This is a genomic window from Blautia aquisgranensis (assembly GCF_040096615.1).
Classification (GTDB): Bacteria; Bacillota; Clostridia; order Lachnospirales; family Lachnospiraceae; genus Blautia_A; species Blautia_A aquisgranensis.
Map to the genome: position 1 here is coordinate 1 of NZ_JBBMEJ010000007.1, position 25,848 is coordinate 25,848.

Here is a 25,848-nt window from a genome sequence, read left to right on the forward strand (position 1 = left end):
CGAGGTAGATAGGGCAGGGGTGGAAGTGTGGTAACACATGGAGCTGACTGTTACTAATCGGGTGAGGGCTTGACCAAGAAACGCAGGTTAAGAATTGATTCAAGAAGTTTGATTAACCATCAACAAAGCATGTATGTAGTTTTTAAGGTACAAACCTTAAATTAAGTATTCCTCCTTAGCTCAGTCGGTAGAGCATGCGGCTGTTAACCGCAGTGTCGTTGGTTCGAGTCCAACAGGGGGAGCATGGTGCCATAGCCAAGTGGTAAGGCAAAGGTCTGCAACACCTCTATCCCCGGTTCAAATCCGGGTGGCACCTTTTAGAAAGCCTTGGAAAGATGAATTTCCAGGGCTTGTTTTTATTATAAAAATGTATTTGCTGAAGATAGTGAAGACAGATTTCTGAAAGATCGGACAGCATCCGGAAAGGATACTGTCCGATAGATCAGGAATTTTTTTCTGTAACCAGGATTCTTTTGCGGTTGTAAACCAGATGAAGGTACATGGCATCCTGGGCACGCAGAGCATCATGCTCTGCAATGGCAGCTGCGATTTCACGATGTGTTTCAATTGTTTCTTCGTGCAGAGCACCACTGGTTGATTCGACAAATAGTGGAATAGAGCTGTTAATTACGGGGATTAACCGCGGAACGACAACATTTTTGCTGCTCAGCGCGATCGCTGTATGAAATTCAATGTCTTTCTGGGTATGGTCCGCATGTTTTTTTAATAATGCTTCAACCTCATCACAAAGTGTGGTGATTTTTTTTATATCTTTTTTATTGGCGCGGGTGGCAGCCATTGCTGCAATAGAGGATTCAAGCAGAAAACGGACTTCCAGAAGGTCATGGATCAGCTTTTGTTTGTTGCCGATAAAAGTTAATCCCAGCGGATCCTCCACCATTCCCGGAGATGATGCGATATAGGTTCCGGATCCCTGACGGATAGTCACGATATTTCTGGAAGCAAGAAGCTTCATCGCCTCGCGGACAGAGCTTCTTCCTGCATTCAGACGTTCGGACAGAACCGTTTCATTAGGCAGCTTGTCCCCCGGCTGCAGATTTTCCTTTAAAATAAATTCGATGATGTCTTCCGATAATTTTTGCGGAAGACTTTTTTCTTCTGATGACGAAATCATCATATGAGTTTCTCCATTTCTATTCGTTATTTCTTTGTGGACCTGGGAAGAGGCCAGAGATTTCTGCACACTTTGTCTTCCATATGTAAATGTCCTTTTCGGGATCGAGCCGTATCATATCTGGAAAAATGAAGAAGACCACAGTGCAGGCGATGTAAAGGACGGAATCCCGTTTCAGCCGGATTTTGAACAGCAGGAAAAAGTGTTCCAGGCATTTGCGGACAGATATCCGAATATAAAATGTATCGCAAGGCATGTCCGTTTTGCACACAGCTGCAGTGAAAACAGTCTTATGGCCTATCTCTGGTTAAACGGAAAGACTTACGAAAGCAAGCGCCTGACCTTCCATATTCTGGATCGTGTCGGTGGCGGAGATGCATTTGTAAGTGGGATCATCTATGGCCTTATGAATGAGTATACACCGGAAGATACCGTGAATTTTGGTGTTGCTGCCAGTGCTGTGAAGCATACGATCCATGGTGACGGAAACATTACCGATGATGTGTCTATGATCAGACATGTGATGGAAATGAACTTTGATATAAAAAGATAAAAAGGAAGGGAAATTCAGATGAAAGAGATAGCAGAAAAATTTCAGAAATTTGGTGTGGTTCCGGTTGTAGTGCTGGAAGATACAAAAGATGCAGTACCGCTGGCAAAGGCTCTGGTTGAGGGCGGCCTTCCATGTGCAGAGGTGACATTCCGCACAGAAGCAGCAGAAGAGTCTATCCGTCTCATGGCAGAGCAGTTCCCGGAAATGCTTGTGGGAGCAGGTACCGTACTTACAACTGAGCAGGTAGATACAGCTGTTGGCGCCGGAGCAAAATTTATCGTAAGCCCGGGCTTCGATCCTGAGATCGTAGACTACTGCCTGGAAAAAGACATTCCTGTTTTCCCGGGATGTATCACATCATCTGAGGTTGCACAGGCAGTGAAAAGAGGCCTTAAGGTAGTAAAATTCTTCCCGGCAGAACCGGCAGGCGGAATTTCAATGATCAAGGCTATGGCAGCTCCTTATACAGGAATCAGATTTATGCCTACAGGTGGGATCAACGCGAAAAATCTTGAGGAATATCTTTCCTGTGACAAAATCCTTTGCTGCGGCGGAAGCTGGATGGTAAAGGGAGATCTTGTAAAGGCAGGGGAATTTGACAAAATAAAAGAGCTGACAGCAGAAGCAAAAAAGCTCGCTGATTCCATAAGAAAGTAATCAAACTTAATACACATATTCAATAAAAAAAGCAGAACCCTGCACAACCAGGCAGAGTTCTGCTTTTTTGTCAATTATTGTGAAAATAGATCAATGAAGCAGGATCCGCAGAAGCTTTTTCCGGTTCAGCTGCCAGATCAGCTACAGGATCCGCAGAAGGTTTCCGAAGATCCATTCGGTAAAGATAAAAAATACCACCGAAGAAACCGGGTATCAGTCCGGCGTATCCGCCGGTACATAAGATTACAGTCAGCTTTACCATCAGTTCTGTCTGAAGTTCCAGACAAACAAGTAATCCGGCCAAAATTCCGGCTGCACTCCATCTTGCTGTCAAAAGTGCAAGAAAAACAGCAGGCGCAGGGGCCTTTTTTTTATTTTGAGCTAATTGATTCCACAGTGTTTTATACATGATCCATTCCTCCCATTTTGATGGAATTGTACTTCTGCTGTTGTCAGTAACAGGCAGCTATAATATTGATTTCCTTTATCTGTCTGTATTATAGAAAAGAAATGTAAAATACAAATGCGCAGGAATGAAAAATCTTTGTAAAATATAAGTAGAAATTGCATTTTGAATTAAGAACCGATATACTTATAAATATATTTAAAGACATATTGCTCACAGATGAAGGGATATTACCAAACAGCTGTGATATTGAGGCGGGGAATAAAAAGGGGGCGAGCAAAAGCCCCCTGAAATTATAGAGAGAGCAAAGAGGAGGATGAGAATGGAGCATACGGAAGATTATGTGAAGCTGGAAAATGTATCCAAAATCTATGGCTCAAAAGAAGTGAAGATCATAGCAGTGGACGAGATCAGCTTCCGGATAAAAAAAGGAGAATTTGTGGTTGTGGTAGGACCAAGCGGTGCCGGAAAGACAACGGTGCTGAATATCCTGGGCGGAATGGATAAGGCCACATCCGGCAATGTCTGGATCGATGGAAAAAATATTGCAAAATATACAGACCGGCAGCTGACCGGATACCGGCGGGAGGATATTGGATTTGTATTCCAGTTTTATAATCTGGTGCCAAATCTGACTGCATTGGAGAATGTGGAGCTTGCTCTTCAGATCTGTAAGGATCCTCTGGATGCCAGGACAGTTCTGGAGGAAGTAGGGCTGAAGGAGAGACTGACCAATTTTCCGGCACAGTTATCCGGCGGTGAGCAGCAGAGAGTTTCCATAGCCAGAGCTCTGGCGAAGAATCCAAAGCTTCTGCTCTGTGATGAACCTACAGGAGCGTTGGATTATCAGACCGGCAAGGCAATCCTGAAGCTCCTTCAGGATACCAGCAGGGAACGGGGCATGACGGTTATTGTCATTACTCACAACTCTGCACTGACACCTATGGCCGACCGTGTGATCAAGATCAAAAACGGCAAGGTTTCCAGGATGACTGAAAATGCACATCCCACACCAGTGGAAGAGATTGAATGGTAGGTGACGGAATGAAAGCATTGCACAAAGATTTCTGGATGGAGATCCGGAAAAGCAAAGCACGTTTTATCTCGATCTTTCTGATCGTGGCACTGGGCGTTGCATTTTTTTCCGGGATCCAGGCGTCTTCTCCGGATATGAGATATTCCGGAGATGCCTATTATGAAGCAGCAAAGCTGATGGACCTGAAGATCCAGGGAACACTGGGACTGACTCAGCGTGATGTAAAAGCGGTATCAGATATTGACGGTGTGGAACTGGCTGAGGGCGGTTACTCTACGGATGTTATGAGTGGAGAGGACGATGCCAGGAAGGTTCTTCATCTGGAATCCATCAGCAGCAATTTTAATCTGCTCACAGCAGATGAAGGAAGGATACCGAAAAAAAGCGGCGAGATTTTTCTTGACAAGCCATTTGCAAAGAATCGGGGGTATAAAATCGGGGATACCATATCCGTCAGTGAGGATGGAGACAGTGAGCTTCTGAAAAAAACAACCTATACAGTTGTGGGAATCGGAAGCAGCCCTCTTTATATTTCGTTTAACAGAGGAAATACGACTCTTGGATCCGGTGAGGTCAGCGGCTTCGGATACATTCTTCCTGAGGATTTTGAACAGGAAACTTTTACCCAGATCTATGTTATGGTTCATGAATCCGGGGATGTGATCAGCTATACCGATGCCTACGACAATCTTATCAGGAAAATACAGAAGCGTGTGGAAGGCATCGAAAAAGAACAGTGCAGACTGCGCTATGATGAGATCGTCGCAGAGGCCAATGAAAAACTGGATGATGCCAGAAAAGAGCTTGAGGACGGAAAGAAGGAATCAGAGGAAAAACTTGGCGACGCGAAGAAAAAGCTGGATGATGGGCAGAAGGAGTATAATGATGGAAAAAAAGAGTACGAAGATGGAAAACAGCAGCTCAGCGATGCAAAAAAAGAACTGACCGATGGAAAACAGCAGCTTGCTGACGGAAGAAAGCAGATCGAAGATGGATGGTCTCAGCTTAACAGCGCAAAACAGCAGTTGGAAGACGGTCTGTCCCAGTTAAATGCTGCCAGCTCCCAGCTTGCCGACTCCGAAGCACAGATAAATGAGAAGCAGTCAGAGCTGACTGCCGGATATGAACAGCTGACTGCCGCAAAACAGCAGGTAAGTGACGGTGAGGCTCAGCTCCGGGAAGCGGAGAAAACACTGGAAAGCAAACAGGCTGAGATTGACAGTGGAAGAGAACAGCTGGAAACGGGAAAGAATACGATCAAAGAAACAAAGGCTGCTCTCACCAGTCAGAAGGAACAGTGTGAGGCAGGACTTGTACAGGTTTCCGAGGGCGAATCCCAGATCAGTTCCAGTGAAGAAGCCCTTTCCGGGCAGCAGGCACAACTGGATGAACTGACCAGCCAGAAAGAGGCATTAAGCAGTCAGGCGGCGGAGCTGCAGGCGCAGTATGACGCCGGTGCGGAAGCAGGAAAAACTGAGGAAGAGCTGGCGGAGCTTTCCACGCAGATCCAGACAATAAATGGTCAGATCAGTGCAATGGAAGAACAGATAAATGCCGGTCAGGCACAGATCGACGGGGCGCAGTCAGAGCTTACTGCAAAAAAATCAGAGCTGGCCCAGACAAGAGCTGAACTGGAGAGCAGCCTGGGTCAGATCAATGAGGGCTTCAGCCAGATCAAAGAACAGGAAGAGACACTTTCCGGGACAGAGGCACAGCTGAACGAAGGCCAGGAAGAACTGGATAAAGGGAAAAAAGAGCTGGAAACAAAGAAAGCAGAGCTTTCAGCGGCAAGAGAAGAAATTGCGGCAAACCAGGCAACTCTGGATGATGGCCAGAATCAGCTGGATTCGGCCAGAGCCCAGCTCAGCTCCGGGAGGCAGCAGCTGGAGGAAAAACAGGCCCAGTTAAATGCCGGTCAGGCAGAAATCCAGGCCAACACAGAAAAGCTTACCAGCAGTCAGGCTGAACTGGATGCAAATGAACAGAAACTCCTGGACGGAGAAAAGGAAATCCAAGAAAACGAACAGAAATTAAAAGATGCAAAAAAAGATCTGGAGGATGCAAAAAAGAAGCTTTCCGATGGAAAGAAAGAATATCAGGATGGCAAAAAAGAAGCCGATGACAAAATTGCGGAAGCTCAGCAGAAGATCGAGGATGCCCAGAAAGAGGTGGATGATATTGAAACACCGGAGTGGATCATCACAGATCGCAATGACCTTCCGGAATATTCGGATTTTGGTGATAATGCAGAGCGACTGAAAAACATCGGAAAAGTTTTCCCGATGATATTCTTCCTTGTAGCGGCTCTGATCAGTCTTACCACGATGACACGAATGGTGGAGGAACAGCGAACCCAGATCGGAACCATGAAAGCGCTGGGCTACGGAAAAGCATCCATTGCATCCAAGTATCTCAGCTACGCATTTCTGGCTACAGCAGGCGGAAGCGTCGTAGGAGTACTTTTCGGAGAAAAGGTTCTTCCGTATATCATTATCCAGGCCTATGGGATCATGTACTGGAATATTGGCGATCACATGCAGCTGGATTATGAGTTACAATATGCACTGATCGCTTCCGGAGCAGCGGTGATCTGTACTATGGGCGCTACACTGTTTTCCTGTGCAAAAACCCTGGCAGAAACACCGGCATCTCTGATGCGTCCGCCTGCACCGAAAGAAGGAAAACGGATCCTTATTGAACGGATCAGTTTTATCTGGAAGCATCTGAGCTTTTCCTGGAAATCGTCCATGCGAAACCTTTTCCGTTATAAGAAACGTCTTTTTATGACCATTTTCGGAATTGCAGGAAGCATGGGACTGATGCTTGTAGGATTCGGACTTTATGACTCCATTATGGATATTGCGATTCTTCAGTATGATCAGATCCAGCATTATGATGCCATGGTGATCAATGATGAGGATGCCACAGACAGCCAGGAAAAGGATCTTCTGAAATTCCTGGACGAAAACAGCGAGATCGATCACTATACCCGTGTGCAACTCACCAAGATGACGGCACCAAAAGAGAAGGGAAGTGTCAGTATCTATGTGTATGTTCCGGAAAATGCGGAAAATTTTAAAGAGGATGTAACGTTGCGTGACAGAAAGTCCCACGAGCAGTATGAGCTTACCGACGACGGAGCCGTGATCTGTGAAAAAACAGCTTCACTTATCGGTGTGAAAACAGGAGACGAGATCACCCTGGAGAAAGACAACAGAAAGTATAAAGTAAAGATCACTGCTATTACAGAGAACTATATGGGACACTACGTTTACATGACCCCATCCTGCTATGAAAAAACATTCGAAGAGAAACCGGAGTATTCAAGTACAGTATATACTATGAAAGAGGATGCAGAGAGTGATCTGGAAACTCTTGGAAATGCGATCCTGAAATATCCGGCGGCTTTAAGTATCAGCTATACAAGCAGTACAGCAGGTCAGGTAGAGAGAATGCTGGGCTCACTCGGAGCGGTAATCTGGGTCCTGATCATTTCTGCCGGAATGCTGGCATTTGTGGTACTGTATAATCTGAACAACATCAATATCACAGAGCGTCAGAGAGAGCTGGCAACTCTGAAGGTCCTGGGATTTTATGATGGCGAGGTTTCCCAGTATGTATTTCGGGAAAATATCCTGCTGTCCTTCATAGGGATCCTGGCAGGCGCAGTGTTCGGAAGCTTCCTCCATCGGTATGTGATCACAACCGTTGAGGTAGATGCGGTGATGTTTGGAAGAAATATCAAGCCAATGAGCTTTGTTTACAGTGGAATCATTACCTTCGGATTTTCCATGTTTGTAAATATGGTGATGCATTTTAAGCTGAAAAAGATCAATATGGTAGAGTCACTGAAAAGCGTAGAATAAAATAATGAAATGCCAGAAAGGTACTTGTATCTGGAAATATGTGAAATCCCAGGAAAAGCAGGCCTTTGTCTTGACAAAAAAAGAAAATTTCATTATAGTAGGAACATGGTAAAGGCGTTGAATAAGAGGAGTATGCAGGTCTACGCTGACAGAGAGAGATGCACGGACGCGAGAGAAGCGCAGGCTGGAAGGCATTTTCAGATGTAAGACTGCAGAAGGTAGCTTAGGAGCCGGGAGACTGAAGGCAGAAATGCAAAACAGATGCTGCTGTGTAGGTTTTCACGTATCCCGCGTTAAGGGATAAGAGATAGACGGGAATAACAGATGTTTTTTCCGGATAATGAAGGTGGTACCGCGAGAATGATCGCCCTTCGCACATTAGTTATTGGCTTTTGTGTGGAGGGCGTGCTTTTTCTTGCAGAAAAGAGGAGCATTTTAAGGTTCCTATAATCAGAAAGATTCAGGAGGAAAACATGAGCAAAGAACTTGCAAAGACTTATGATCCGAAGGGCATTGAGGATCGTCTGTACAAAAAATGGATGGATAACGGATACTTCCATGCAAAAGTTAATCCGGACAAAAAACCTTTCACAATCGTAATGCCGCCGCCCAATGTAACAGGACAGCTTCATATGGGACATGCACTGGATGAGACCATGCAGGATATCCTGATCCGTTTCAAGAGAATGCAGGGATATGAAGCTCTCTGGCAGCCTGGAACAGACCATGCAGCGATCGCTACAGAGGTTAAGGTAACAGAAAAGCTCCGTAAAGAAGGTATCGATAAGAACGAGATTGGCCGTGAGGAGTTCATGAAACATGCGTGGGCATGGAAAGAGGAGTACGGCGGAAAGATCATCAACCAGCTGAAGAAGCTTGGCGCATCTGCAGACTGGGAGCGTGAGCGTTTTACCATGGATGAAGGCTGTTCCAAGGCGGTTCAGGAGGTATTTATCCGTCTCTATGAGAAAGGCTACATTTACAAAGGTTCCAGAATTATCAACTGGTGTCCTGTATGCCAGACTTCTATTTCTGATGCAGAGGTCGTACATGAGGATCAGGACGGATTTTTCTGGCACATCAATTATCCGATCGTAGGAGAGGAAGGACGCTTCGTTGAGATCGCAACCACACGTCCGGAGACACTTCTCGGTGATACAGCTGTAGCCGTAAATCCAGAGGATGAGAGATACAAGGATCTTGTAGGAAAAATGCTGAAGCTTCCGCTTACAGACAGAGAGATCCCGGTGATCGCTGATGAGTATGTTGATAAGGAATTCGGAACAGGATGCGTTAAGATCACACCGGCACATGACCCGAATGACTTTGAGGTCGGACGTCGTCATAATCTTGAGGAGATCAATATCCTGAATGATGATGCTACGATCAACAGCCTTGGCGGAAAATACGCAGGTATGGACCGCTATGAGGCACGTAAGGCCATGGTTGAGGATTTGAAAGCACAGGGACTTCTTGTAAAAGTTGTTCCGCATAACCACAGCGTAGGTACACATGACCGCTGCGGTACAACTGTAGAGCCAATGATCAAGCCACAGTGGTTCGTAAAGATGAGCGAAATGGCAAAGGCTGCCATCAAGACTCTGGACGACGGAAACCTTCAGTTTGTTCCGGCCCGTTTTGACAAGACATATCTTCACTGGCTGGAGAACATCCGTGACTGGTGTATTTCCCGTCAGCTCTGGTGGGGACACAGAATCCCGGCTTATTACTGTGATGAGTGCGGTGAGATGGTAGTTGCAAGAGAAATGCCTGAGAAGTGCCCGAAATGCGGATGCACACATATGCATCAGGATGAGGATACTCTGGATACCTGGTTCAGTTCCGCACTGTGGCCGTTCTCCACACTTGGATGGCCGGATAAGACACCGGAGCTTGAGTATTTCTATCCTACAGATGTTCTGGTAACCGGATATGATATCATCTTCTTCTGGGTTATCCGTATGGTATTCTCCGCACTGGAGCAGACCGGTGAGACACCGTTCCACCATGTACTGATTCACGGTCTGGTACGTGACTCACAGGGACGTAAGATGAGTAAGTCTCTTGGAAACGGTATCGATCCGCTGGAGGTTATCGACAAATACGGCGCAGATGCCCTTCGTCTGACACTGATGACAGGTAATGCACCTGGAAATGATATGCGTTTCTACTGGGAGCGTGTAGAATCCAGCCGTAACTTTGCAAATAAGATCTGGAATGCTTCCCGTTTCATCATGATGAACCTGGAAGGAAAGACTGTAACAGAGCCGAAGGATCTGAATGCGCTTTGCAATGAGGATAAATGGATCCTTTCCAGACTGAACAGCGTGATCCGCGATGTTACCGAGAACATGGATAAATATGAGCTTGGAATCGCAGTACAGAAGGTTTATGACTTCCTGTGGGATGAGCTCTGTGACTGGTATATCGAGATGGCAAAAGTAAGACTGTGGAAAGCTGAGGAAGATCCGGCAGCAGCTAATGATGCACTGTGGACCTTACGTACAGCACTGACACAGGGACTGAAGCTGCTTCACCCGTTCATGCCGTTTATCACAGAGGAGATCTACTGTACACTGCTTCCTGAGGAAGAGTCCATCATGATCTCTGACTGGCCGGTATATAAAGATGAGATGAATTTCACAGAGGCAGAGAAAACTGTTGAGAGCTTCCAGGAGGTTGTACGTGGAATCCGTAATACCAGAAATGAGATGAATGTTCCACAGAACAGAAAGACAAATATCTACATCGTAGGCAAGGATGCAGACTGCTGTGCACGTTTTGAATCCTGCAAGAGATCCTTTACAAACCTTGCGTTTGCAAAAGAGATCCATGTGCAGCAGGATAAAGCCGGAATCGGCGAGGATGCAGTATCCATCGTTGTAGCAGACGGTGTTGTATATCTTCCGCTGGAGGATCTGATCGATCGTGAAAAAGAGATCGAGCGTCTTACAAAGGAGCAGGAGCGTCTTACAAAAGAGATCGCCCGCTGCGAGGGAATGCTGAATAACCCGAACTTTGTAAATAAGGCACCTGCAGCCAAGGTAGAGGCGGAGAAGGAGAAACTTGAGAAATACAAAGAGATGAAAGAAAAAGTGAACCTGCAGTTGAAACAGATGTTGAAATAACGAAGGAGCGTTTTCATGAAGTGGTGTAACTTTTTCAATAAGATTTCGCTGATACTTCAGGCTCTGGGCTGTGCAGTCCTGTACTTTGTGATCGAGGCCATATGCAGGCACTCGTTCACAGAGGCGTGGACCTACATGACCACAAAGCCGCTTGTATTTGCTTATAATGCAGCGTTTATCTTTACGACTATGCTGCTTGTTTATCTCTTCCGAAAGAGAATATTCTGGCGTATTTTTATCGGCGGCTTCTGGCTGTTTCTGGGAATCGTAAACGGTGTTCTTCTTCTCAACCGTGTAACGCCGTTTACAGGCCCGGATGTAAAGAACCTTACTGATGGACTGAGTATTGCAAAAAAATATCTGTCTCAGACAGAGATGACCATAGGGGGAATACTCCTTGGAGTGGCGGTACTGATTCTTCTGATCATCCTGATAAAATCGCCGAAATACAGAGGAAAGCTGAAATATAAGGTGAATATTCCACTGATCCTTGTTGGAGTGCTGGCTTTTGGCGGCATCACACAGCTTGCCCTGGAAAAAAGAGTTCTATCCAACTATTTTGGAAATATTGCCATAGCTTATGAGGATTACGGCTATCCGTACTGCCTGGCAACTACGATCTTTAATACAGGAATCAGTGCTCCGAGAGACTATTCTGAGAGTGAGATCAAAAAAATTGAGAATTCCGAGGAGAATCTGCCGGAAACGAAGAGTGGAACTCATCCGAACATTCTGTTTTTACAACTGGAGTCATTTTTTGACCCGACGCTTGTAAATTATCTGAATCTGTCGGAGGATCCGATTCCGACTTTCCGTAAACTGATGAAGGAATATTCATCCGGATATTATAAGGTGCCGTCAGTAGGTGCCGGAACAGCCAACACGGAGTTCGAATCGATCACAGGAATGAGCCTGCATTACTTCGGACCGGGAGAGTATCCGTACAAGAGTATCCTCAAGGAGACGACCTGTGAAAGTGCCCCGTATGTTCTGGATAATCTGGGATATACTTCTCATGCTTTACATAACAATGAGGCGAATTTCTATGGAAGAAGAAGTATTTTCCCGAATCTGGGATTTGATACCTTTACTTCCGCAGAATACATGAAGGATGAGAATCAGAAAAATCCGCTTGGCTGGACCAAGGACAGTGTGCTTACGGATGAGATTATCAAATGCTTGGATTCCACAGAGGGACCGGATTATGTATATACCATTTCCGTTCAGGGACATGGTGATTATCCGTCAGAGCCGATACTGGAGAATCCGGATATCACGGTTTCAGGAGCACCTACCGATGAGCTTAACAATAAATGGGAGTACTACGTAAATCAGATTCATGAGATGGATGAATTCGTGAAAGAGCTGACAGATGCACTTGCGGATTATCCGGAGGACGTAGTGCTTGTCATGTATGGAGATCATCTTCCCACTATGGGGCTGACGGTAGAGGATGTGAAGAATAAATATCTGTTCCAGACAGAGTATGTTATGTGGGATAATTTCGGCCTCAAGAAAAAGAAAGAGAATCTTGCGGCCTACCAGATGGCAGCAGAGGTTATGGACCGCGTGGGAATCCACGAGGGAACCATCTTCAAATATCATCAGGCAAGAAAGAATACCAAGAACTATCAGGTAGATCTGGAAACACTGCAGTATGACCTTCTCTATGGAAAACAGTATTCCTATGACGGTGTCAATCCGTTTGAGCGTACAAAAATGCGTATGGGAATCTATGATGCGACTTTGGATTCACTTGAGCTTGTGTCGGAGCAGGATCATACCTATTATGTGCTGGGAACGAACTTTACGCCGTCCAGTCAGGTGAAGATCAATGGTGACTGGTATGATACAGTCTATGTAAATCCGACGAAGCTGATCATCACCGGAAAAGAGTTGGGCGATTTTGACAGGATCTCGGTGGTACAGCGAAGCAACAGTTCCACAAGAAAGGCTATGACCAAGACACATGACCGGTCAGTTTATGCTCTGCTTGCAGACAGTAAATGGAAGCTTAGCAGCGAAAAACCTTCTGCTTTAGACACAGATCTGTCGTCTGAAACAGCAGGATCAGATGCAGAGACTGATACAGAAAGCAGTACTGACGGGCAGTAAAAGAGCAAAAAATCTCATCCGATACAAAAAATGTCGGATAAAATATTACGATTAGGACTGGACATCTTCCACCACTATTATATAATGGTATCGTAGCGAGTCGGAGGGGAGAACATGTTCTCCCCGAACGCTCCTTACGAATACATTATAGATAAGTGATGGTTTTTTTTATGAATTACGAAGAAGCAGTTGCGTATATTGAAGACATACCCAGATTTACCACCAAGAACAGTCTGGACCATACAAAGGAGTGCCTGCGAAGACTTGGCAATCCACAGAAGAAATTCCGTGTAATCCATGTTGCGGGAACGAACGGAAAGGGAAGTACCTGTGCGTTTATCACATCGGTTCTCAGAGAAGCCGGTTATTCCTGCGGACTTTTTACATCTCCGCACCTTGTGGAGATCAATGAGAGATTTCAGATCAATGAAGAGGTCATTGATGACGATACGTTTCTGAATGCTTTCATGAAAGTCAAGAAGCTTTCTGATGAACTTGTGGCAGAGGGAAGTTATCATCCGACCTATTTTGAGACTCTTTTACTTATGGGAATGGTGATCTTTGCAGAGGCAGGCGTGGATTATGTGACACTGGAGACAGGTCTTGGCGGACGTCTGGATGCGACCACAGCAGTGGAAGATCCGGTGGCCTGTGTGATCACTTCCATCAGTCTTGACCATATGCAGTATCTGGGAAATACAGTTTCCGAGATCGCAGGAGAAAAGGCAGGAATCATGGTACCTGGTGTTCCGGTGATTTATGATGGAAACGATCCGGATGCAGCGAAGGTGATGCAGGAGCATGCGAAGGCACTGGGATGTCCGGCATATGAGATCAGAAGAGAGGATACCTGCATTCATAAGATCACCAGGGACGGAATTGAATTTTCCCTGAAGGATGAGGCTTACGGAGATACAGTTTTCAGTATACCGTTTATTGCCCGGTATCAGGTGATGAATGCATCCCTTGCGGTAAAAACTATTCAGATATTGAAGGATAAGATTCCGGTATCCATGGAGGAGCTTAAGGCTGGTATGAGCAAGACACGCTGGCAGGGAAGAATGGAAACAGTTCTTCCAGGTGTGATCGTGGACGGAGCTCATAATGAAGACGGTGTTGAGAAATTCGTGGAGACAGCAGAACATTTTCAGAAGGAATTTCCGCTGACACTGCTTTTTTCAGCAGTAGATGACAAGGATTATACAGATATGATCCGAACGATATGTACCAGAATCCGTTTTCGCCATGTGATCGTTACACAGGTGGGTGGTTACCGTAAGGTACCGGTAGAGAATCTGGCAGAGATCTTTCGTATAAATGGTGTACCGGAAGTGGAAGCAGTGGAGGATGTTCCCACAGCTTTTGATCTGGCATGTAAGGAGAAGGGAGCGGATGGAATGCTGTTCTGCGTAGGCTCTCTTTACCTTGTGGGTGAGATCAAATCTGTGATCAGGAGGAAAAAATTATGATCGATTACGAAGAGGAACTGAAGAAATTTGAACCATGTCTGGATGTGGCAGATGTAGAAGGTGCGATCTATGACCGTGAGATCACAGATATCATGGATGTACTCCAGGAGATGCTGCGGGAGGTCAAGAGCAACAGACGTGTAAGATAAGGAGAAATGGATGAACTGCATAAATTGTGGAGCGTTCCTGACAGATACAGATCTGGATTACTGTCCGCATTGCGGAGCCAATGTGCTGATCCAGAAAAAAGTTGACTATCTTTCCAAGCTCTATTACAATCAGGGTCTGGAAAAAGCCAGCATCCGTGATCTGTCGGGTGCGATCAGCTGTCTGAAGCAGAGTCTTGCCTATGACAAACGAAACATCCGTGCAAGAAATCTCCTGGGCCTTGTCTATTTTGAGACTGGTGAGGTGGTTGCTGCGCTGAGTGAATGGGTCATCAGTAAGAATATCCAGAAGAACAGGAATCTGGCTTCTGAATATATTGCGAAGCTTCAGGCAAACCAGAATAAGCTGGAAACGATCAATGAAAGCATTAAGAAATATAACAATGCCCTGGCTATGTGCAGGGAAGGACATGAGGATATGGCGGCTATCCGTCTGAAGAAGATCCTGGCTCAGAATCCGAAGCTGATCAAGGGATATCATCTTCTTGCACTGATACAGATGAAAAATCAGGAATGGAACAAGGCAAGAAGAACTCTTCGAAAGGCGGCAAGGATCGACAAGACCAATACCACGACGCTGCGTTTTCTCCGGGAAGTGGATGAGCAGACCGGTGTTACCACGAAGATGGAAAACAGGAGAAAATCTCTTTTAAAGAGCAATGCGAAGGAAAGCGATAATATTTCCGGTGAGATCACGGTAAGACCGTCAACTTATAAGGAACGGTCAAAGATTTCTCTGTTCTTTACCGTGATGGTTGGTTTTGCAGCAGGTGCAGCGGCATTCTGGCTGCTTGTTCTGCCAGCTGTGAAACAGGAGGTTTACAGGCAGGCGAATGAACAGATTGTACAGTACAGTGAGTCGCTTTCCAGTCAGGGTGTGGCGCTAAGTAAAGCTCAGGGAGAGGCTGAGCAGTCCAGTGATACTGCAGACGCACAGGCGAAGCAGATTGAGGAAGAGAAGAAGCGAAGTCAGAGTTATGAGGCTTTGTTTGCGGCTTACACTGCTATGCAGCAGGAAGACCTTGATACGGCAGCAGTACAGCTGCAGAATGTATATGTGGATACTCTTTCGGATTCTGCAAAAGGTATTTACAATACGATCAGTGAAAGAACCGGCGTAACGGGAATCACAGATTCCTCGTCAGACAGTACGGCGGCGCAGAGTGCTTCATCCGGAGCGGACAGCAGTTCAGATGGAACTGATCAGACCGCATCGGAGGATTCCGGTGATGGTTATACAGAGGAATAAATACATGAAATACAGGTGAAGAACCTCGGAGAAGGGGAATGTGTTTTTGCACATTCTTCTTTTTTTATGCGAAAATACCGGAACTGTTGTATAAAAATAAAAAGCAGGGGGAATGCTATAATGGAATCAGTATTTGAAGTATCAGGAACGGTACTTACAGTTCGTCTGCCGGAGGAACTGGATCATCCAGTCTCGGATAACATTCGAAGAGAATCAGACCGTATTATTGGACATAAATATATAAAAAATATGGTTTTTGACTTTTCAAAGACCGTTTTTATGGACAGTTCCGGGATTGGATTGCTGATGGGCCGATACCGGGCACTGGGAATGAGAAGCAGATGTATACAGATCATTCATGCGAACAGCCATATCACAAAGCTTTTGCGGATCTCCGGAATCAGCAGATATATAGAGATCGTTGAAAAAGAAGATCCGACAATAGAGCAGGGAGGGAATTTATGATGGAAAATACAAATGAAATGACAATCATTTTTGACAGTAGACCGGCAAATGAAGCGCTGGCAAGGGTGGCAGTTGCATCCTTTTGTACACAGCTGAATCCGACCCTGGAGGAAGTTTCCGATCTGAAGACAGCAGTTTCCGAGGCTGTGACAAACTGTATTATTCATGCTTATAAAGGGGAGATACATAAGATCCTGGTAGAATGCCGTCTTAAGGGACATGAACTTATGGTGGATGTGAAGGATCATGGAGTCGGGATACCGGATGTAAAAAAAGCTATGGAACCATTGTTTACAACGAAACCGGACAAGGACCGTTCCGGCATGGGCTTCACTTTTATGGAAGCTTTTATGGATGAGATCTCTGTAGAATCGGAGGTTGGAAAGGGAACCACTGTGCACATGAAAAAGATCATTAGGAGGTAAAAATGGATCATACGCTTGCCCTCATCGGGCGTGCACACCAGGGGGATAAAGCGGCAAGAGATATTTTGTTTGAAGAAAATACAGGACTGATATACAGTGTAGCCCGGCGATTTCTGGGAAGAGGCGTGGAGATGGAGGATCTTTTTCAGATTGGAAGCATCGGGCTTCTGAAGGCAGTAGATAAGTTTGATATGTCTTATGATGTAAAGTTTTCAACCTATGCAGTTCCCATGATCATCGGAGAGATCAAACGTTATCTCAGGGATGACGGAATACTGAAGGTAAGCCGGTCACTGAAAGAGAATCATTACAGGGTTTATCAGGTGAGAGAAGCGCTTACAAGAAGACTGGAGCGGGAGCCGACTGTGGAAGAGCTGGCAGCTGAGATGGGAATTTCGGTGGAAGAACTGGTGATGACCATGGAATCGGGTGCGGAGGTGGAATCTCTTCATAAGACGATCTATCAGGGAGAAGGAACGGAAATTTCTCTTATGGACAAGCTGCCGGAGAAGGAAAACAGGCAGGAAAAAGCACTAAACCGGATTTTTCTGGAGGAGATACTGGGAGAGCTGGACGCGAAAGAGCGGAAGCTGATCTATATGCGCTATTTTCAGGAAGTGACACAGACGGAGATTGCGAGAGAGTTTGGAATTTCGCAGGTGCAGGTGTCCAGAATGGAAAAGAGAATACTGAAAAGACTGAAAGCGTCTGTGCAGAAAGGATAAAAAGGAGCCATGAGAAAAATATAAAATTCTCTCATGGCTCCTTTTTACTTAAAAGCAGATCGATCAGATGGCTGCTTTTTTATGAAAAAGTACATTTTTGTATTTGGAAAGTGCTCCAAGAAGGATCATACCGATCACTCCGGCAGAAACAACCTCGCCGGCGCCTACTGTGAGCATCATGAACGGAATCGGAAGATTGATACCGTATCCGTAACGAAGCACAAACGGAACGATCACGATGTTGGCGACGATCGGTGGAACCGGTGCTGTCCATTTGCTCACATTACGAAGCTTCCAGGTAAAAACGGCTCCGATCAGTGTGGCAATGCTTCCGAAGATAATATCGACCGGAATGGCTCCTCCGAGAATATTGGCAATGAGACATCCGACAAATAATCCGGGAATAGCAGCCGGTGTGAAGAACGGAAGTACAGTAAGTGCCTCGGAAAACCGGATCTGAACCTCGCCGAAGCTAAGTGGTGCGAACACCAGAGTCAGGACAACGTAGATCGCTGCGATAACAGCTCCCTGCGCCAGAAAAAGTGTACCCTTGTTTTTCATATTCTTTTTTCTCCTTTAGTTTTGTTTTACGAGTGGAAGGTCACGAACACTCGGCACATTTATAGGCGGTGACCGCCTGATAAGCCCTGTACGACCTTGTTTTTGTGGGCTTTGCAACGGTAGTGAGTATAGCATAAGAGCGTATAAAATGCAACAGGCTTTTTTCTTGACAGCGTTTTTTGAGACTGATAAAATATAAAACAGTATATAGGTTGAAGAGACATTGATTTTGATCTAAATCAATGCCTTTTTTACATACACATCATATCATACAACAGGGAGGTAAAAACATGTTAAAAGTATGGATCGCAGGTGCCAACGGACAGATTGGACAGGCACTGAATGATATTCTGGATCCCATGCAGATCGAGACACTGAATACGGATTTTGATGAACTGGATGTAACAGATACAGATGAAGTACTCAATTTTGGGTCTGTAAACCGTCCGGATGTGATCATTAACTGTACTGGTATCACAGATACTGATGAATGTGAAAAGAATCCGGAGCATGCCTACCGTGTGAATGCACTTGGCGCGAGAAACTTAAGTATTGTGGCAAGAAAATGCGGCGCTAAGATCGTTCAGCTTTCCACAGACGATGTCTTTGACGGAAAGAGTAAGAAACCGTACACAGAATTTGACGATACCAATCCGCTGACTGTCTACGGACGTTCCAAGAGAGCAGGAGAGAACTACGTAAAGGAATTTACACACAAGCATTTTGTTATCCGAAGCAACTGGGTATACGGAAGAAACGGTCATAATTTCGTAAACCGTGTACTGGATGCTGCAAAAAAAGGCCAGGCACTTTCTGTTGCATCAGATCAGTTTGGTTCACCAACAAGTGCGAAGGATCTTGCAAGAATGATCCTGTATCTTATCGGAACCAATGAGTACGGAACCTACCATGTGACCTGCAGCGGGGTGTGCAACCGTTATGAATTTGCCACAGAGATCTTAAGGCTTGCAGGAAAGCATATTGAGCTGAAATCCGTTCCAACAGAGCAGTCCGATCTTTCTTCCGTAAGACCTCCATATGCAGTTCTCGACAATTTTATTCTCCGTATTATCGAAGTGTACGATATGCCGGACTGGAAGGAATCACTGAAAGAATACATGGATGAGAGAACGGAGGAATAAGATGAAAGATAAAAACGTAAAAGAGAAAACGCAGCAGAAAAAAAAGCTGGGTCTCACGACGAAAATATTCATTGCACTGCTTGCCGGTGCAGTTATGGGTATCATACTCTGCTATCTTGTACCGGACAGCAGCTTTAAGAAGGATGTTATCGTAGAAGGTGTTCTCTATGTTGTAGGACAGGGCTTCATCCGTCTGATGAAAATGCTGGTAGTACCGCTGGTGTTCTGTTCCCTGATCTGTGGAAGCATGGCCATCGGAGATACCAAGAAGCTTGGAACCGTAGGTGTGAGAACCCTGGTATTTTATCTGGCAACTACAGCACTGGCTGTTTCTGTTGCCTTGACAGTCGGTAATCTTATTAATCCAGGTGTGGGACTTGACATGAGCTCAATCCAGTCTTCTGCGACATCTGTGGAGACCATGGAGGCGACCTCCCTGACAGATACCATTCTCAATATCATTCCGGATAACCCGATCAATTCCCTGGCAAGCGGAACCATGCTTCAGGTTATTGTATTTGCACTGATCGTAGGTGTGATTCTGGCGAAGATGGGAGAGCGCGCAGAGACTGTTGCCAATTTCTTCAGCCAGTTTAATGACATTATGATGGAAATGACCATGATGATCATGAGCCTTGCTCCGATCGGTGTATTCTGCCTGATCAGCAGAACCTTTGCGAACATTGGTTTCAGCGCGTTTATTCCGCTGGCGAAGTATATGCTCGGTGTCCTTCTGGCTCTTGGTATCCAGTGCTTCGGTGTATACCAGATCCTGCTTAAGATATTTACAGGACTGAACCCGGTTAAATTTATCAAGAAATTTTTCCCGGTTATGGCGTTTGCCTTCTCAACAGCAACCTCCAATGCGACCATTCCGATGTCCATTGATACTCTGTCCAAGAAGGTGGGAGTTTCCAAAAAGATTTCCTCCTTCACAATTCCGCTGGGAGCAACGATCAACATGGATGGTACTTCCATCATGCAGGGTGTTGCCGTTGTGTTTGCAGCACAGGCATTTGGAATTCATTTAAGTCCTATGGATTATGTGACAGTTATCGGAACCGCAACACTTGCTTCTGTAGGAACAGCAGGTGTACCAAGTGTCGGACTTGTTACTCTGACCATGGTATTTAATTCAGTCGGACTTCCGGTTGAGGCGATCGGTCTTATTATGGGTATCGACCGTATCCTGGATATGACAAGAACTGCTGTCAACATTACCGGTGATGCTGTCTGCACAACGATCGTTGCCCACCAGAACGGCGCGCTGGACAAAAAAGTATTTAACGAATCCAATTAAATATTCCGGCAGATCAGATAGAGATATCAGATCTGAGATAGAGAAAAAACGGCTGCATATGCAATGCGGCCGTTTTTTCATCTCTGAGTCAGGATACCTATGTTATCCGGAAGCTCCATCTGCTCATAGCTGTGAAGGATTTTTTCCAGTTCGTAGATGGCAGGGGTGAGGAATTTGTTCTTGTGATAGACAAGCTTGAATTTCCGGTTCCATTCCCCCGCTTCGTTTCGAAAGACCTGGACGGAATGATGACGGATCTCATGGTTCATAAGTCGTATGGACATTACAGAAAGAATCTGGTTGGAGAGAACAGCGTTCAGCAGAGTGCGGGGACTGTTGGCCTCCCAGGCTGTCCGGATACTGAGCTCATGGCGCTGTGCATAATCCTCAAAAAGCTGTCTGGTGCCGCTGCCATATTCCCGGACTGCGAATTTCTGTCCGTTCAGTTCCTGGACATGAATGCGATTTCTGGAATAAAACGGATGTTTTTTGCCGGTAGCAAGAACAAGACAGTCATCGATCACCGGAATGACGATAAGTTCTGGTGAATGAATCTCACCTTCCACAACAGCGGCATCCAGATCAGAACAAAGAAGCTTTTGCTCAATAACTCGGGTATTGGTCACAAAGGAATAGACATCGAGATCCGGAAGTTTTTGCTGTAATTTTAAAATGATGGACGGTGTCAGACAGGTTCCCACAGTAATAGTGGAACCGAGTTTTAAAGTGGAGGACTGTCCCTGGTTTTGCATCAGTTCTTCCAGCTGTTCGAACTGACGGAGCATTTCACGGGCATGAGGAAGCAGTAGGCGTCCCATGTCTGTGAGATAGAGTTTTTTTCCAAGACGTTCGAAGAGAAGTCCGTTGTAATGCTTTTCCAGCTCTCGAATAGCCTGACTGACAGTTGGCTGGGAAAGATAGAGAAACTTTGCGGCAGCACTCATGGAGCCCTGTTCGGCAACTGTGACAAAAACAGTGAGATGGCGGATCGTCATGGCAGTATATTCCTTTCACATGTAGCAATATTTGCATATAGGTAAAACCTATCGTTTTCATAAAATAATATCATTTTTCAAATAGATATTCAAGTGATATAGTAGGATGGTGAAAACGTTTTCAGACAACAGATCGTGAATTACTATAAGGGCAGTATTCAGAGAGTTGGCTGTTGGTTATGGAACGACTGTAATTTTGAAATATGGCAGAGACAGCAGAAAGGTTATAAGGAGGAACTATAATGTCAGCATTAACAGTTAGTAAGGAAGAGGAAAAAAGACTGAAAGGACAGGGATTTCTGAATAATAAGGGAACGGATGATTTTTCCGCACGGGTGATCACCGTAAACGGAAAGGTAACAGCCGCACAGCATAAATGTATGGCAGAGGCTGCAGAGAAATTCGGCAACGGAAATCTCACTTATACTACACGACTTTCCGTGGAAATCCAGGGAATTCCGTACGAAAAAATAGATGAATTTCAGGAATTTATCGCAAAAGAAGGACTGGAGACAGGTGGAACAGGAGCGAAGGTACGTCCGGTGGTATCCTGCAAAGGAACGACCTGCCAGTATGGACTTCTGGATTCCTATGCCATTTCCGAGGAGATCTTCCAGAGATTTTATAAGGGATATCGACAGGTTGCACTGCCGCACAAATTCAAGATCGCAGTGGGTGGCTGCCCGAACAACTGCGTGAAGCCGAACCTGAATGATGTGGGAATCATCGGACAGAGGATTCCGCACTTTGACAGTGAAGCCTGCAAGGGATGTAAAAAATGTGCTATTGAAACGGCCTGCCCGAATAAGGTGGCAAAGGTTGTGGATGGTAAGCTCCATATTGATGAAGAGCTTTGCAGACATTGTGGAAGATGTGTTGGAAAATGCCCGTTTGGTTCCATTGGGGACGGGGAATATGGATTCAAGATCTACATTGGCGGAAGATGGGGAAAAAAGATCTCACATGGAAAAGCACTGAACAAGATTTTTACATCAAAGGAAGAGGCACTGGATGTCATTGAAAAAGCAATTCTTCTGTTTAAAGATCAGGGAATTAAAGGTGAGCGTTTTGCTGAGACCATTGAACGGATCGGATTCGAAAATGCAGAAAAACAATTACTGGAAAAAAATCTTCTGGAAAGAAAATCTGAAATTCTTTCAAAGTAAAAAGACATAAAAAATGCGATAAAAAAACTTCCTATTAGATAAGCAGGTTGAAAATGTAAAAATCGGCACTGAAAATATAAATTTCGTTTATTTCAAATATATAAATTTTTATTATATCACAACATTCACAAAAATCTAAGTTAAAATTCTATTTGAAATATGCAAAAATATGTGATAAACTCTTAACAATACATGAAACTGGAGGTAAAAAGAGTGGAAAATTACATGTATTTGGTGCCGGTGGCAGCAATACTGGCACTTCTGTTCGCAGCATACCTTGCAGCTAAAGTCAGCAAACAGGACGCTGGAACAGATAGAATGAAAGAGATCGCAGACGCGATCGCAGAAGGCGCACGCGCTTTCCTGACAGCAGAGTACAAGATCTTGGTTATTTTCGTAGCCGTACTTTTTGTACTGATTGGATTGGGAGTAGGAAGCTGGGTAACAGCAATCTGCTTTGTAATTGGTGCTCTGTTTTCAACAATCGCAGGTTACTGCGGTATGACCGTTGCAACAAAAGCTAACGTCAGAACAGCAAACGCAGCAAAAGAAGGCGGAATGAACAAAGCTCTTTCCGTTGCATTTTCCGGCGGTGCTGTAATGGGTATGTGCGTTGCAGGTCTTGGTGCACTTGGAGTCAGTGTTGTATATATCATCACTAAGAACGTTGACGTGCTCTCTGGATTCAGCCTTGGAGCATCATCCATCGCACTTTTCGCCCGTGTTGGTGGCGGAATCTACACAAAGGCAGCTGACGTAGGAGCTGACCTTGTTGGTAAGGTTGAGGCCGGAATCCCTGAGGATGATCCTCGTAACCCGGCTGTTATCGCTGATAACGTAGGTGATAACGTAGGTGATGTTGCAGGTATGGGAGCAGACCTTTTTGAGTCCTATGTAGGATCTCTTGTATCTGCCCTGACACTTGGTGTGGCAGTAAGCGCGATCTCAGGTGTTCTTTATCCGCTGGCTATCGCAGGCTGCGGACTGATCGCATCCATTATCGCAACATTCTTTGTAAAAGGTGATGACAATTCCAATCCGCAGAAAGCCCTTACAAAAGGCAGCTATGTATCTGCAGCACTTGTGATCATCGTATCTCTGATCTTAAGCAAAGTACTTTTCGGAGATATGAAAGCAGCTATCGCTGTTATCGCAGGACTTGTTGTTGGTGTTATCATCGGAAACATCACAGAGTATTACACATCTGCAGATTACAAACCGGTTCAGGGAATCGGTGAGCAGTCTGAGACTGGTGCAGCTACAACGATCATCAGCGGTATCGCTGTTGGTATGAAATCCACAGCATTCCCGATCCTTCTGATCTGTGTTGGTATCTTTGTTGCATACGGAGTAAACGGATTATACGGTATCGCTCTTGCAGCTGTTGGTATGCTTTCCACAACAGGAATCACAGTTGCAGTTGATGCATATGGCCCGATCGCTGATAATGCAGGTGGTATCGCAGAGATGTCCGGACTGGATGAGTCTGTTCGTGAGATCACAGATAAGCTTGATTCTGTAGGTAACACAACAGCAGCTATGGGTAAAGGTTTTGCCATTGGTTCCGCAGCCCTTACAGCACTTGCACTGTTCGTATCCTATGCAAGCGCAGTTGGAATGGAATCTATTAACCTTCTGGATCATCGTGTTATCATCGGTATCTTTATCGGTGGTATGCTTACTTTCCTTTTCTCAGCATTTACTATGGAGTCTGTTTCCAAGGCTGCATATAAGATGATTGAGGAAGTAAGACGTCAGTTCCATGAGAAACCGGGTATCATGAAAGGTACAGAGAAACCGGATTATAAATCATGCGTTGCTATTTCCACAACAGCAGCTCTTCATGAGATGATGCTTCCTGGAATTATGGCAGTAGTAGCACCGATCGCAGTAGGAGTGATCCTTGGCGTTGAGGCTCTTGGAGGACTTCTTTCCGGAGCTCTTGTAACAGGTGTTCTTATGGCAATCTTTATGGCCAACGCAGGTGGTGCATGGGATAATGCAAAGAAATACATCGAGACAGGTCATCACGGCGGAAAAGGCAGCGAGGCGCACAAAGCAGCCGTTGTCGGCGATACAGTCGGCGATCCGTTCAAGGATACTTCAGGTCCGGCTATCAACATCTTGATTAAGCTTATGACCATCGTATCACTGGTATTTGCTCCTCTGTTCTTATCCATCGGAGGACTTCTGTAATCAAAAAACAGTAAACCCATATTTATATAAAAGGAAACTCTTCGCAGAGGAAAATTCTGTGAGGAGTTTCTTTTTTGCATGTCAGGAATCTTTTCCTGTGGAAATCTTGCGCTCACTCTGCTCGATCAGAGTCTGGTTGACATCGTTTTCGTAGGTACGCATCTGTACCTGCATAGGGGTTGGATCATCCGAGAGCTTCAGGTGCCCGAAATGGTTAAAAAAGATCAGGACTCCAAGTCCGATACCGATGGAATAGGAAATTTCCAGTATGGTAAATCCGTCAGAGCTTTTTCCCATAACAAGGGTATAAATCTGGGAAAAAAGTCCGCCCAGATCTACATCGTTATTAAAAGTCATAATAGAAAAGGCAGCACCGAAAAAAGAAACCAGGCATACAAAAAAGATTTTGATATACCGAAAAAGGATTCCTGTGGCAGAGCTGATACGGTAGGTGATGATAAAGCTGGACTCGCCGATAGGAGAGATATCAACAGAAGGTTCTGCTTTCTGGATCATTTTTAAAAGCTCAGAGACAGACAGAACATAGCGTCCCGGGCGGGAAGAATCCAGAATTATCACGGGCATGACGCGAAGCCGGTTCAGAAGCTTTGTATTGCTTGAGGAAAGTGCGGCAATATCCTGCAGATATACGTGGGGATTCGTGACTTCAATATTCTGATCCAGCTGAAGATAAAGAGTGTCACTCATATGGAAAAACTCCTTTCATCAGAAATGCTATTTTTTCATTTTCGGGCGGAAAAAGAAGCTGGCCAGATAGGAAAAGATAAGCGCTGAGGAGACACCGGCAGCACAGGCAGTAAAGCCACCGGTGAAAAGCCCCAGAAGTCCGTCTTCCTGAATGGCTTTTTTCATGCCTTCCCACAGAACATGGCCGAAGCCGATCAGCGGAACGGAGGCTCCGGCACCTGCAAAATCGACCAGTGGTTTGTAGATGCCGACAGCACTTAACACGGCACCACTGCATACCAGGAGTACCATGACACGACCGGGCATCAGCTTTGTTTTATCCAGAAGGATCTGGATCAGGGCACAGATCAGGCCGCCGACCCAGAAAGCGTTAAAATAATCCAT

22 protein-coding genes and 2 tRNA genes are annotated in these 25,848 nt (G+C 45.4%); 18 read left to right on the forward strand and 6 right to left on the reverse strand.

Translation table 11 applies throughout. The features are described from left to right. Positions 1-169: 169 nt before the first annotated feature. Together WMO28_RS06985 and WMO28_RS06990 are read left to right on the forward strand one after the other, a co-directional pair. Positions 170-242, forward strand: a tRNA-Asn gene (locus tag WMO28_RS06985). A 3-nt stretch (positions 243-245) separates the two neighbouring features. Further along, positions 246-316: transfer RNA gene (locus WMO28_RS06990), tRNA-Cys, on the forward strand. A 126-nt stretch (positions 317-442) separates the two neighbouring features. On the opposite strand, the gene WMO28_RS06995 is transcribed toward WMO28_RS06990, so the two are convergent. Next, a complete protein-coding gene (locus WMO28_RS06995; RefSeq protein WP_349056599.1) occupies positions 443-1,135 on the reverse strand; it encodes a FadR/GntR family transcriptional regulator in 693 nt (230 codons plus the stop codon). Positions 1,136-1,169: 34 nt separating this feature from the next. Here WMO28_RS06995 and WMO28_RS07000 point away from each other — a divergent pair, with 34 nt between their 5' ends. Together WMO28_RS07000 and WMO28_RS07005 are read left to right on the forward strand one after the other, a co-directional pair. Then, a complete protein-coding gene (locus WMO28_RS07000) occupies positions 1,170-1,688 on the forward strand; it encodes a PfkB family carbohydrate kinase (RefSeq protein WP_349056524.1) in 519 nt (172 codons plus the stop codon). Positions 1,689-1,706: 18 nt separating this feature from the next. Continuing rightward, on the forward strand, positions 1,707-2,345 hold the full coding sequence (locus WMO28_RS07005; protein ID WP_178644831.1) for a bifunctional 4-hydroxy-2-oxoglutarate aldolase/2-dehydro-3-deoxy-phosphogluconate aldolase: 639 nt from the start codon (positions 1,707-1,709) through the stop codon (positions 2,343-2,345). Positions 2,346-2,415: 70 nt separating this feature from the next. Here the strand turns inward: WMO28_RS07005 and WMO28_RS07010 are convergent, their stop codons facing one another. Then, positions 2,416-2,754 carry a hypothetical protein gene (locus WMO28_RS07010; protein WP_349056526.1) on the reverse strand — a complete coding sequence of 113 codons (339 nt, stop codon included), beginning with the start codon at positions 2,752-2,754 and terminating at the stop codon, positions 2,416-2,418. Between the two features lie 319 nt (positions 2,755-3,073). Here WMO28_RS07010 and WMO28_RS07015 point away from each other — a divergent pair, with 319 nt between their 5' ends. The 10 genes from WMO28_RS07015 (at position 3,074) to WMO28_RS07060 (ending at position 17,396) form a co-directional block, all read left to right on the forward strand. Further along, positions 3,074-3,787, forward strand: a complete 714-nt coding sequence (locus WMO28_RS07015) for an ABC transporter ATP-binding protein (protein WP_118624215.1) — start codon at positions 3,074-3,076, stop codon at positions 3,785-3,787. Continuing rightward, on the forward strand, positions 3,781-7,653 hold the full coding sequence (locus WMO28_RS07020) for an FtsX-like permease family protein (RefSeq protein ID WP_349056528.1): 3,873 nt from the start codon (positions 3,781-3,783) through the stop codon (positions 7,651-7,653). The genes WMO28_RS07015 and WMO28_RS07020 overlap by 7 nt, the downstream gene beginning before the upstream one ends. 473 nt (positions 7,654-8,126) lie before the next feature. Next, positions 8,127-10,781: a valine--tRNA ligase gene (locus WMO28_RS07025; RefSeq protein WP_349056529.1), complete on the forward strand. Its 2,655-nt coding sequence runs from the start codon at positions 8,127-8,129 to the stop codon at positions 10,779-10,781. A 15-nt stretch (positions 10,782-10,796) separates the two neighbouring features. Next, positions 10,797-12,896, forward strand: a complete 2,100-nt coding sequence (locus tag WMO28_RS07030; protein ID WP_178642661.1) for a sulfatase-like hydrolase/transferase — start codon at positions 10,797-10,799, stop codon at positions 12,894-12,896. A 170-nt stretch (positions 12,897-13,066) separates the two neighbouring features. Then, positions 13,067-14,365: a bifunctional folylpolyglutamate synthase/dihydrofolate synthase gene (locus WMO28_RS07035; RefSeq protein ID WP_349056531.1), complete on the forward strand. Its 1,299-nt coding sequence runs from the start codon at positions 13,067-13,069 to the stop codon at positions 14,363-14,365. Further along, positions 14,362-14,514, forward strand: a complete 153-nt coding sequence (locus tag WMO28_RS07040; RefSeq protein WP_021977044.1) for a hypothetical protein — start codon at positions 14,362-14,364, stop codon at positions 14,512-14,514. The genes WMO28_RS07035 and WMO28_RS07040 overlap by 4 nt, the downstream gene beginning before the upstream one ends. A gap of 10 nt (positions 14,515-14,524) precedes the next feature. Continuing rightward, positions 14,525-15,781, forward strand: a complete 1,257-nt coding sequence (locus WMO28_RS07045) for a hypothetical protein (RefSeq protein ID WP_349056533.1) — start codon at positions 14,525-14,527, stop codon at positions 15,779-15,781. A 120-nt stretch (positions 15,782-15,901) separates the two neighbouring features. Then, the gene (locus WMO28_RS07050) at positions 15,902-16,246 is read left to right on the forward strand and encodes an anti-sigma factor antagonist (protein WP_178642655.1); all 345 of its coding nucleotides are present in this window, start codon (positions 15,902-15,904) and stop codon (positions 16,244-16,246) included. Next, positions 16,246-16,671, forward strand: coding sequence for an anti-sigma F factor (spoIIAB, locus tag WMO28_RS07055; RefSeq protein WP_349056600.1), 426 nt, complete (start codon positions 16,246-16,248; stop codon positions 16,669-16,671). Before WMO28_RS07050 ends, spoIIAB begins: the two co-directional genes overlap by 1 nt. 2 nt (positions 16,672-16,673) lie before the next feature. Further along, a complete protein-coding gene (locus tag WMO28_RS07060) occupies positions 16,674-17,396 on the forward strand; it encodes a SigF/SigG family RNA polymerase sporulation sigma factor (RefSeq protein ID WP_178642653.1) in 723 nt (240 codons plus the stop codon). A gap of 63 nt (positions 17,397-17,459) precedes the next feature. On the opposite strand, the gene WMO28_RS07065 is transcribed toward WMO28_RS07060, so the two are convergent. Then, positions 17,460-17,957: a QueT transporter family protein gene (locus WMO28_RS07065; protein ID WP_178642651.1), complete on the reverse strand. Its 498-nt coding sequence runs from the start codon at positions 17,955-17,957 to the stop codon at positions 17,460-17,462. Between the two features lie 290 nt (positions 17,958-18,247). Between WMO28_RS07065 and rfbD the strand changes: the two genes are divergently transcribed. Both rfbD and WMO28_RS07075 read left to right on the forward strand, forming a co-directional pair. Continuing rightward, positions 18,248-19,099, forward strand: a complete 852-nt coding sequence (gene rfbD, locus WMO28_RS07070) for a dTDP-4-dehydrorhamnose reductase (RefSeq protein ID WP_178642649.1) — start codon at positions 18,248-18,250, stop codon at positions 19,097-19,099. A 1-nt stretch (position 19,100) separates the two neighbouring features. After that, positions 19,101-20,399: a cation:dicarboxylate symporter family transporter gene (locus tag WMO28_RS07075; protein WP_178642647.1), complete on the forward strand. Its 1,299-nt coding sequence runs from the start codon at positions 19,101-19,103 to the stop codon at positions 20,397-20,399. Between the two features lie 77 nt (positions 20,400-20,476). Here the strand turns inward: WMO28_RS07075 and WMO28_RS07080 are convergent, their stop codons facing one another. Next, positions 20,477-21,394 carry a LysR family transcriptional regulator gene (locus tag WMO28_RS07080; protein ID WP_349056537.1) on the reverse strand — a complete coding sequence of 306 codons (918 nt, stop codon included), beginning with the start codon at positions 21,392-21,394 and terminating at the stop codon, positions 20,477-20,479. A gap of 242 nt (positions 21,395-21,636) precedes the next feature. On the opposite strand from WMO28_RS07080, the gene WMO28_RS07085 reads away from it, so the two are divergent. Beyond that, entirely contained in the window at positions 21,637-22,560 is a 924-nt protein-coding gene (locus WMO28_RS07085; protein ID WP_178642643.1) for a ferredoxin-like domain-containing protein, read from the forward strand. A gap of 213 nt (positions 22,561-22,773) precedes the next feature. After that, positions 22,774-24,756 carry a sodium-translocating pyrophosphatase gene (locus WMO28_RS07090; protein ID WP_178642642.1) on the forward strand — a complete coding sequence of 661 codons (1,983 nt, stop codon included), beginning with the start codon at positions 22,774-22,776 and terminating at the stop codon, positions 24,754-24,756. 81 nt (positions 24,757-24,837) lie between these two features. Here the strand turns inward: WMO28_RS07090 and WMO28_RS07095 are convergent, their stop codons facing one another. After that, the gene (locus tag WMO28_RS07095; RefSeq protein ID WP_349056539.1) at positions 24,838-25,464 is read right to left on the reverse strand and encodes a stage V sporulation protein AA; all 627 of its coding nucleotides are present in this window, start codon (positions 25,462-25,464) and stop codon (positions 24,838-24,840) included. 27 nt (positions 25,465-25,491) lie between these two features. Further along, a complete protein-coding gene (locus tag WMO28_RS07100; RefSeq protein ID WP_178642637.1) occupies positions 25,492-25,848 on the reverse strand; it encodes a SpoVA/SpoVAEb family sporulation membrane protein in 357 nt (118 codons plus the stop codon).

Bases quoted from the DNA above. Each gene is read 5' to 3' on its own strand.
- WMO28_RS07095 (WP_349056539.1), bottom strand. From the start codon at position 25,464: ATGAGTGACACTCTTTATCTTCAGCTGGATCAGAATATTGAAGTCACG.
- WMO28_RS07005 (WP_178644831.1), top strand. From the start codon at position 1,707: ATGAAAGAGATAGCAGAAAAATTTCAGAAATTTGGTGTGGTTCCGGTT.
- WMO28_RS07015 (WP_118624215.1), top strand. From the start codon at position 3,074: ATGGAGCATACGGAAGATTATGTGAAGCTGGAAAATGTATCCAAAATC.
- WMO28_RS07020 (WP_349056528.1), top strand. From the start codon at position 3,781: ATGGTAGGTGACGGAATGAAAGCATTGCACAAAGATTTCTGGATGGAG.
- WMO28_RS07040 (WP_021977044.1), top strand. From the start codon at position 14,362: ATGATCGATTACGAAGAGGAACTGAAGAAATTTGAACCATGTCTGGAT.
- WMO28_RS07100 (WP_178642637.1), bottom strand. From the start codon at position 25,848: ATGGATTATTTTAACGCTTTCTGGGTCGGCGGCCTGATCTGTGCCCTG.
- WMO28_RS07060 (WP_178642653.1), top strand. From the start codon at position 16,674: ATGGATCATACGCTTGCCCTCATCGGGCGTGCACACCAGGGGGATAAA.
- WMO28_RS07010 (WP_349056526.1), bottom strand. From the start codon at position 2,754: ATGTATAAAACACTGTGGAATCAATTAGCTCAAAATAAAAAAAAGGCC.
- WMO28_RS07080 (WP_349056537.1), bottom strand. From the start codon at position 21,394: ATGACGATCCGCCATCTCACTGTTTTTGTCACAGTTGCCGAACAGGGC.
- WMO28_RS07045 (WP_349056533.1), top strand. From the start codon at position 14,525: ATGAACTGCATAAATTGTGGAGCGTTCCTGACAGATACAGATCTGGAT.
- WMO28_RS07085 (WP_178642643.1), top strand. From the start codon at position 21,637: ATGTCAGCATTAACAGTTAGTAAGGAAGAGGAAAAAAGACTGAAAGGA.
- WMO28_RS07065 (WP_178642651.1), bottom strand. From the start codon at position 17,957: ATGAAAAACAAGGGTACACTTTTTCTGGCGCAGGGAGCTGTTATCGCA.
- spoIIAB (WP_349056600.1), top strand. From the start codon at position 16,246: ATGGAAAATACAAATGAAATGACAATCATTTTTGACAGTAGACCGGCA.
- WMO28_RS07050 (WP_178642655.1), top strand. From the start codon at position 15,902: ATGGAATCAGTATTTGAAGTATCAGGAACGGTACTTACAGTTCGTCTG.
- WMO28_RS07025 (WP_349056529.1), top strand. From the start codon at position 8,127: ATGAGCAAAGAACTTGCAAAGACTTATGATCCGAAGGGCATTGAGGAT.
- WMO28_RS07030 (WP_178642661.1), top strand. From the start codon at position 10,797: ATGAAGTGGTGTAACTTTTTCAATAAGATTTCGCTGATACTTCAGGCT.
- WMO28_RS06995 (WP_349056599.1), bottom strand. From the start codon at position 1,135: ATGATTTCGTCATCAGAAGAAAAAAGTCTTCCGCAAAAATTATCGGAA.
- rfbD (WP_178642649.1), top strand. From the start codon at position 18,248: ATGTTAAAAGTATGGATCGCAGGTGCCAACGGACAGATTGGACAGGCA.
- WMO28_RS07075 (WP_178642647.1), top strand. From the start codon at position 19,101: ATGAAAGATAAAAACGTAAAAGAGAAAACGCAGCAGAAAAAAAAGCTG.
- WMO28_RS07035 (WP_349056531.1), top strand. From the start codon at position 13,067: ATGAATTACGAAGAAGCAGTTGCGTATATTGAAGACATACCCAGATTT.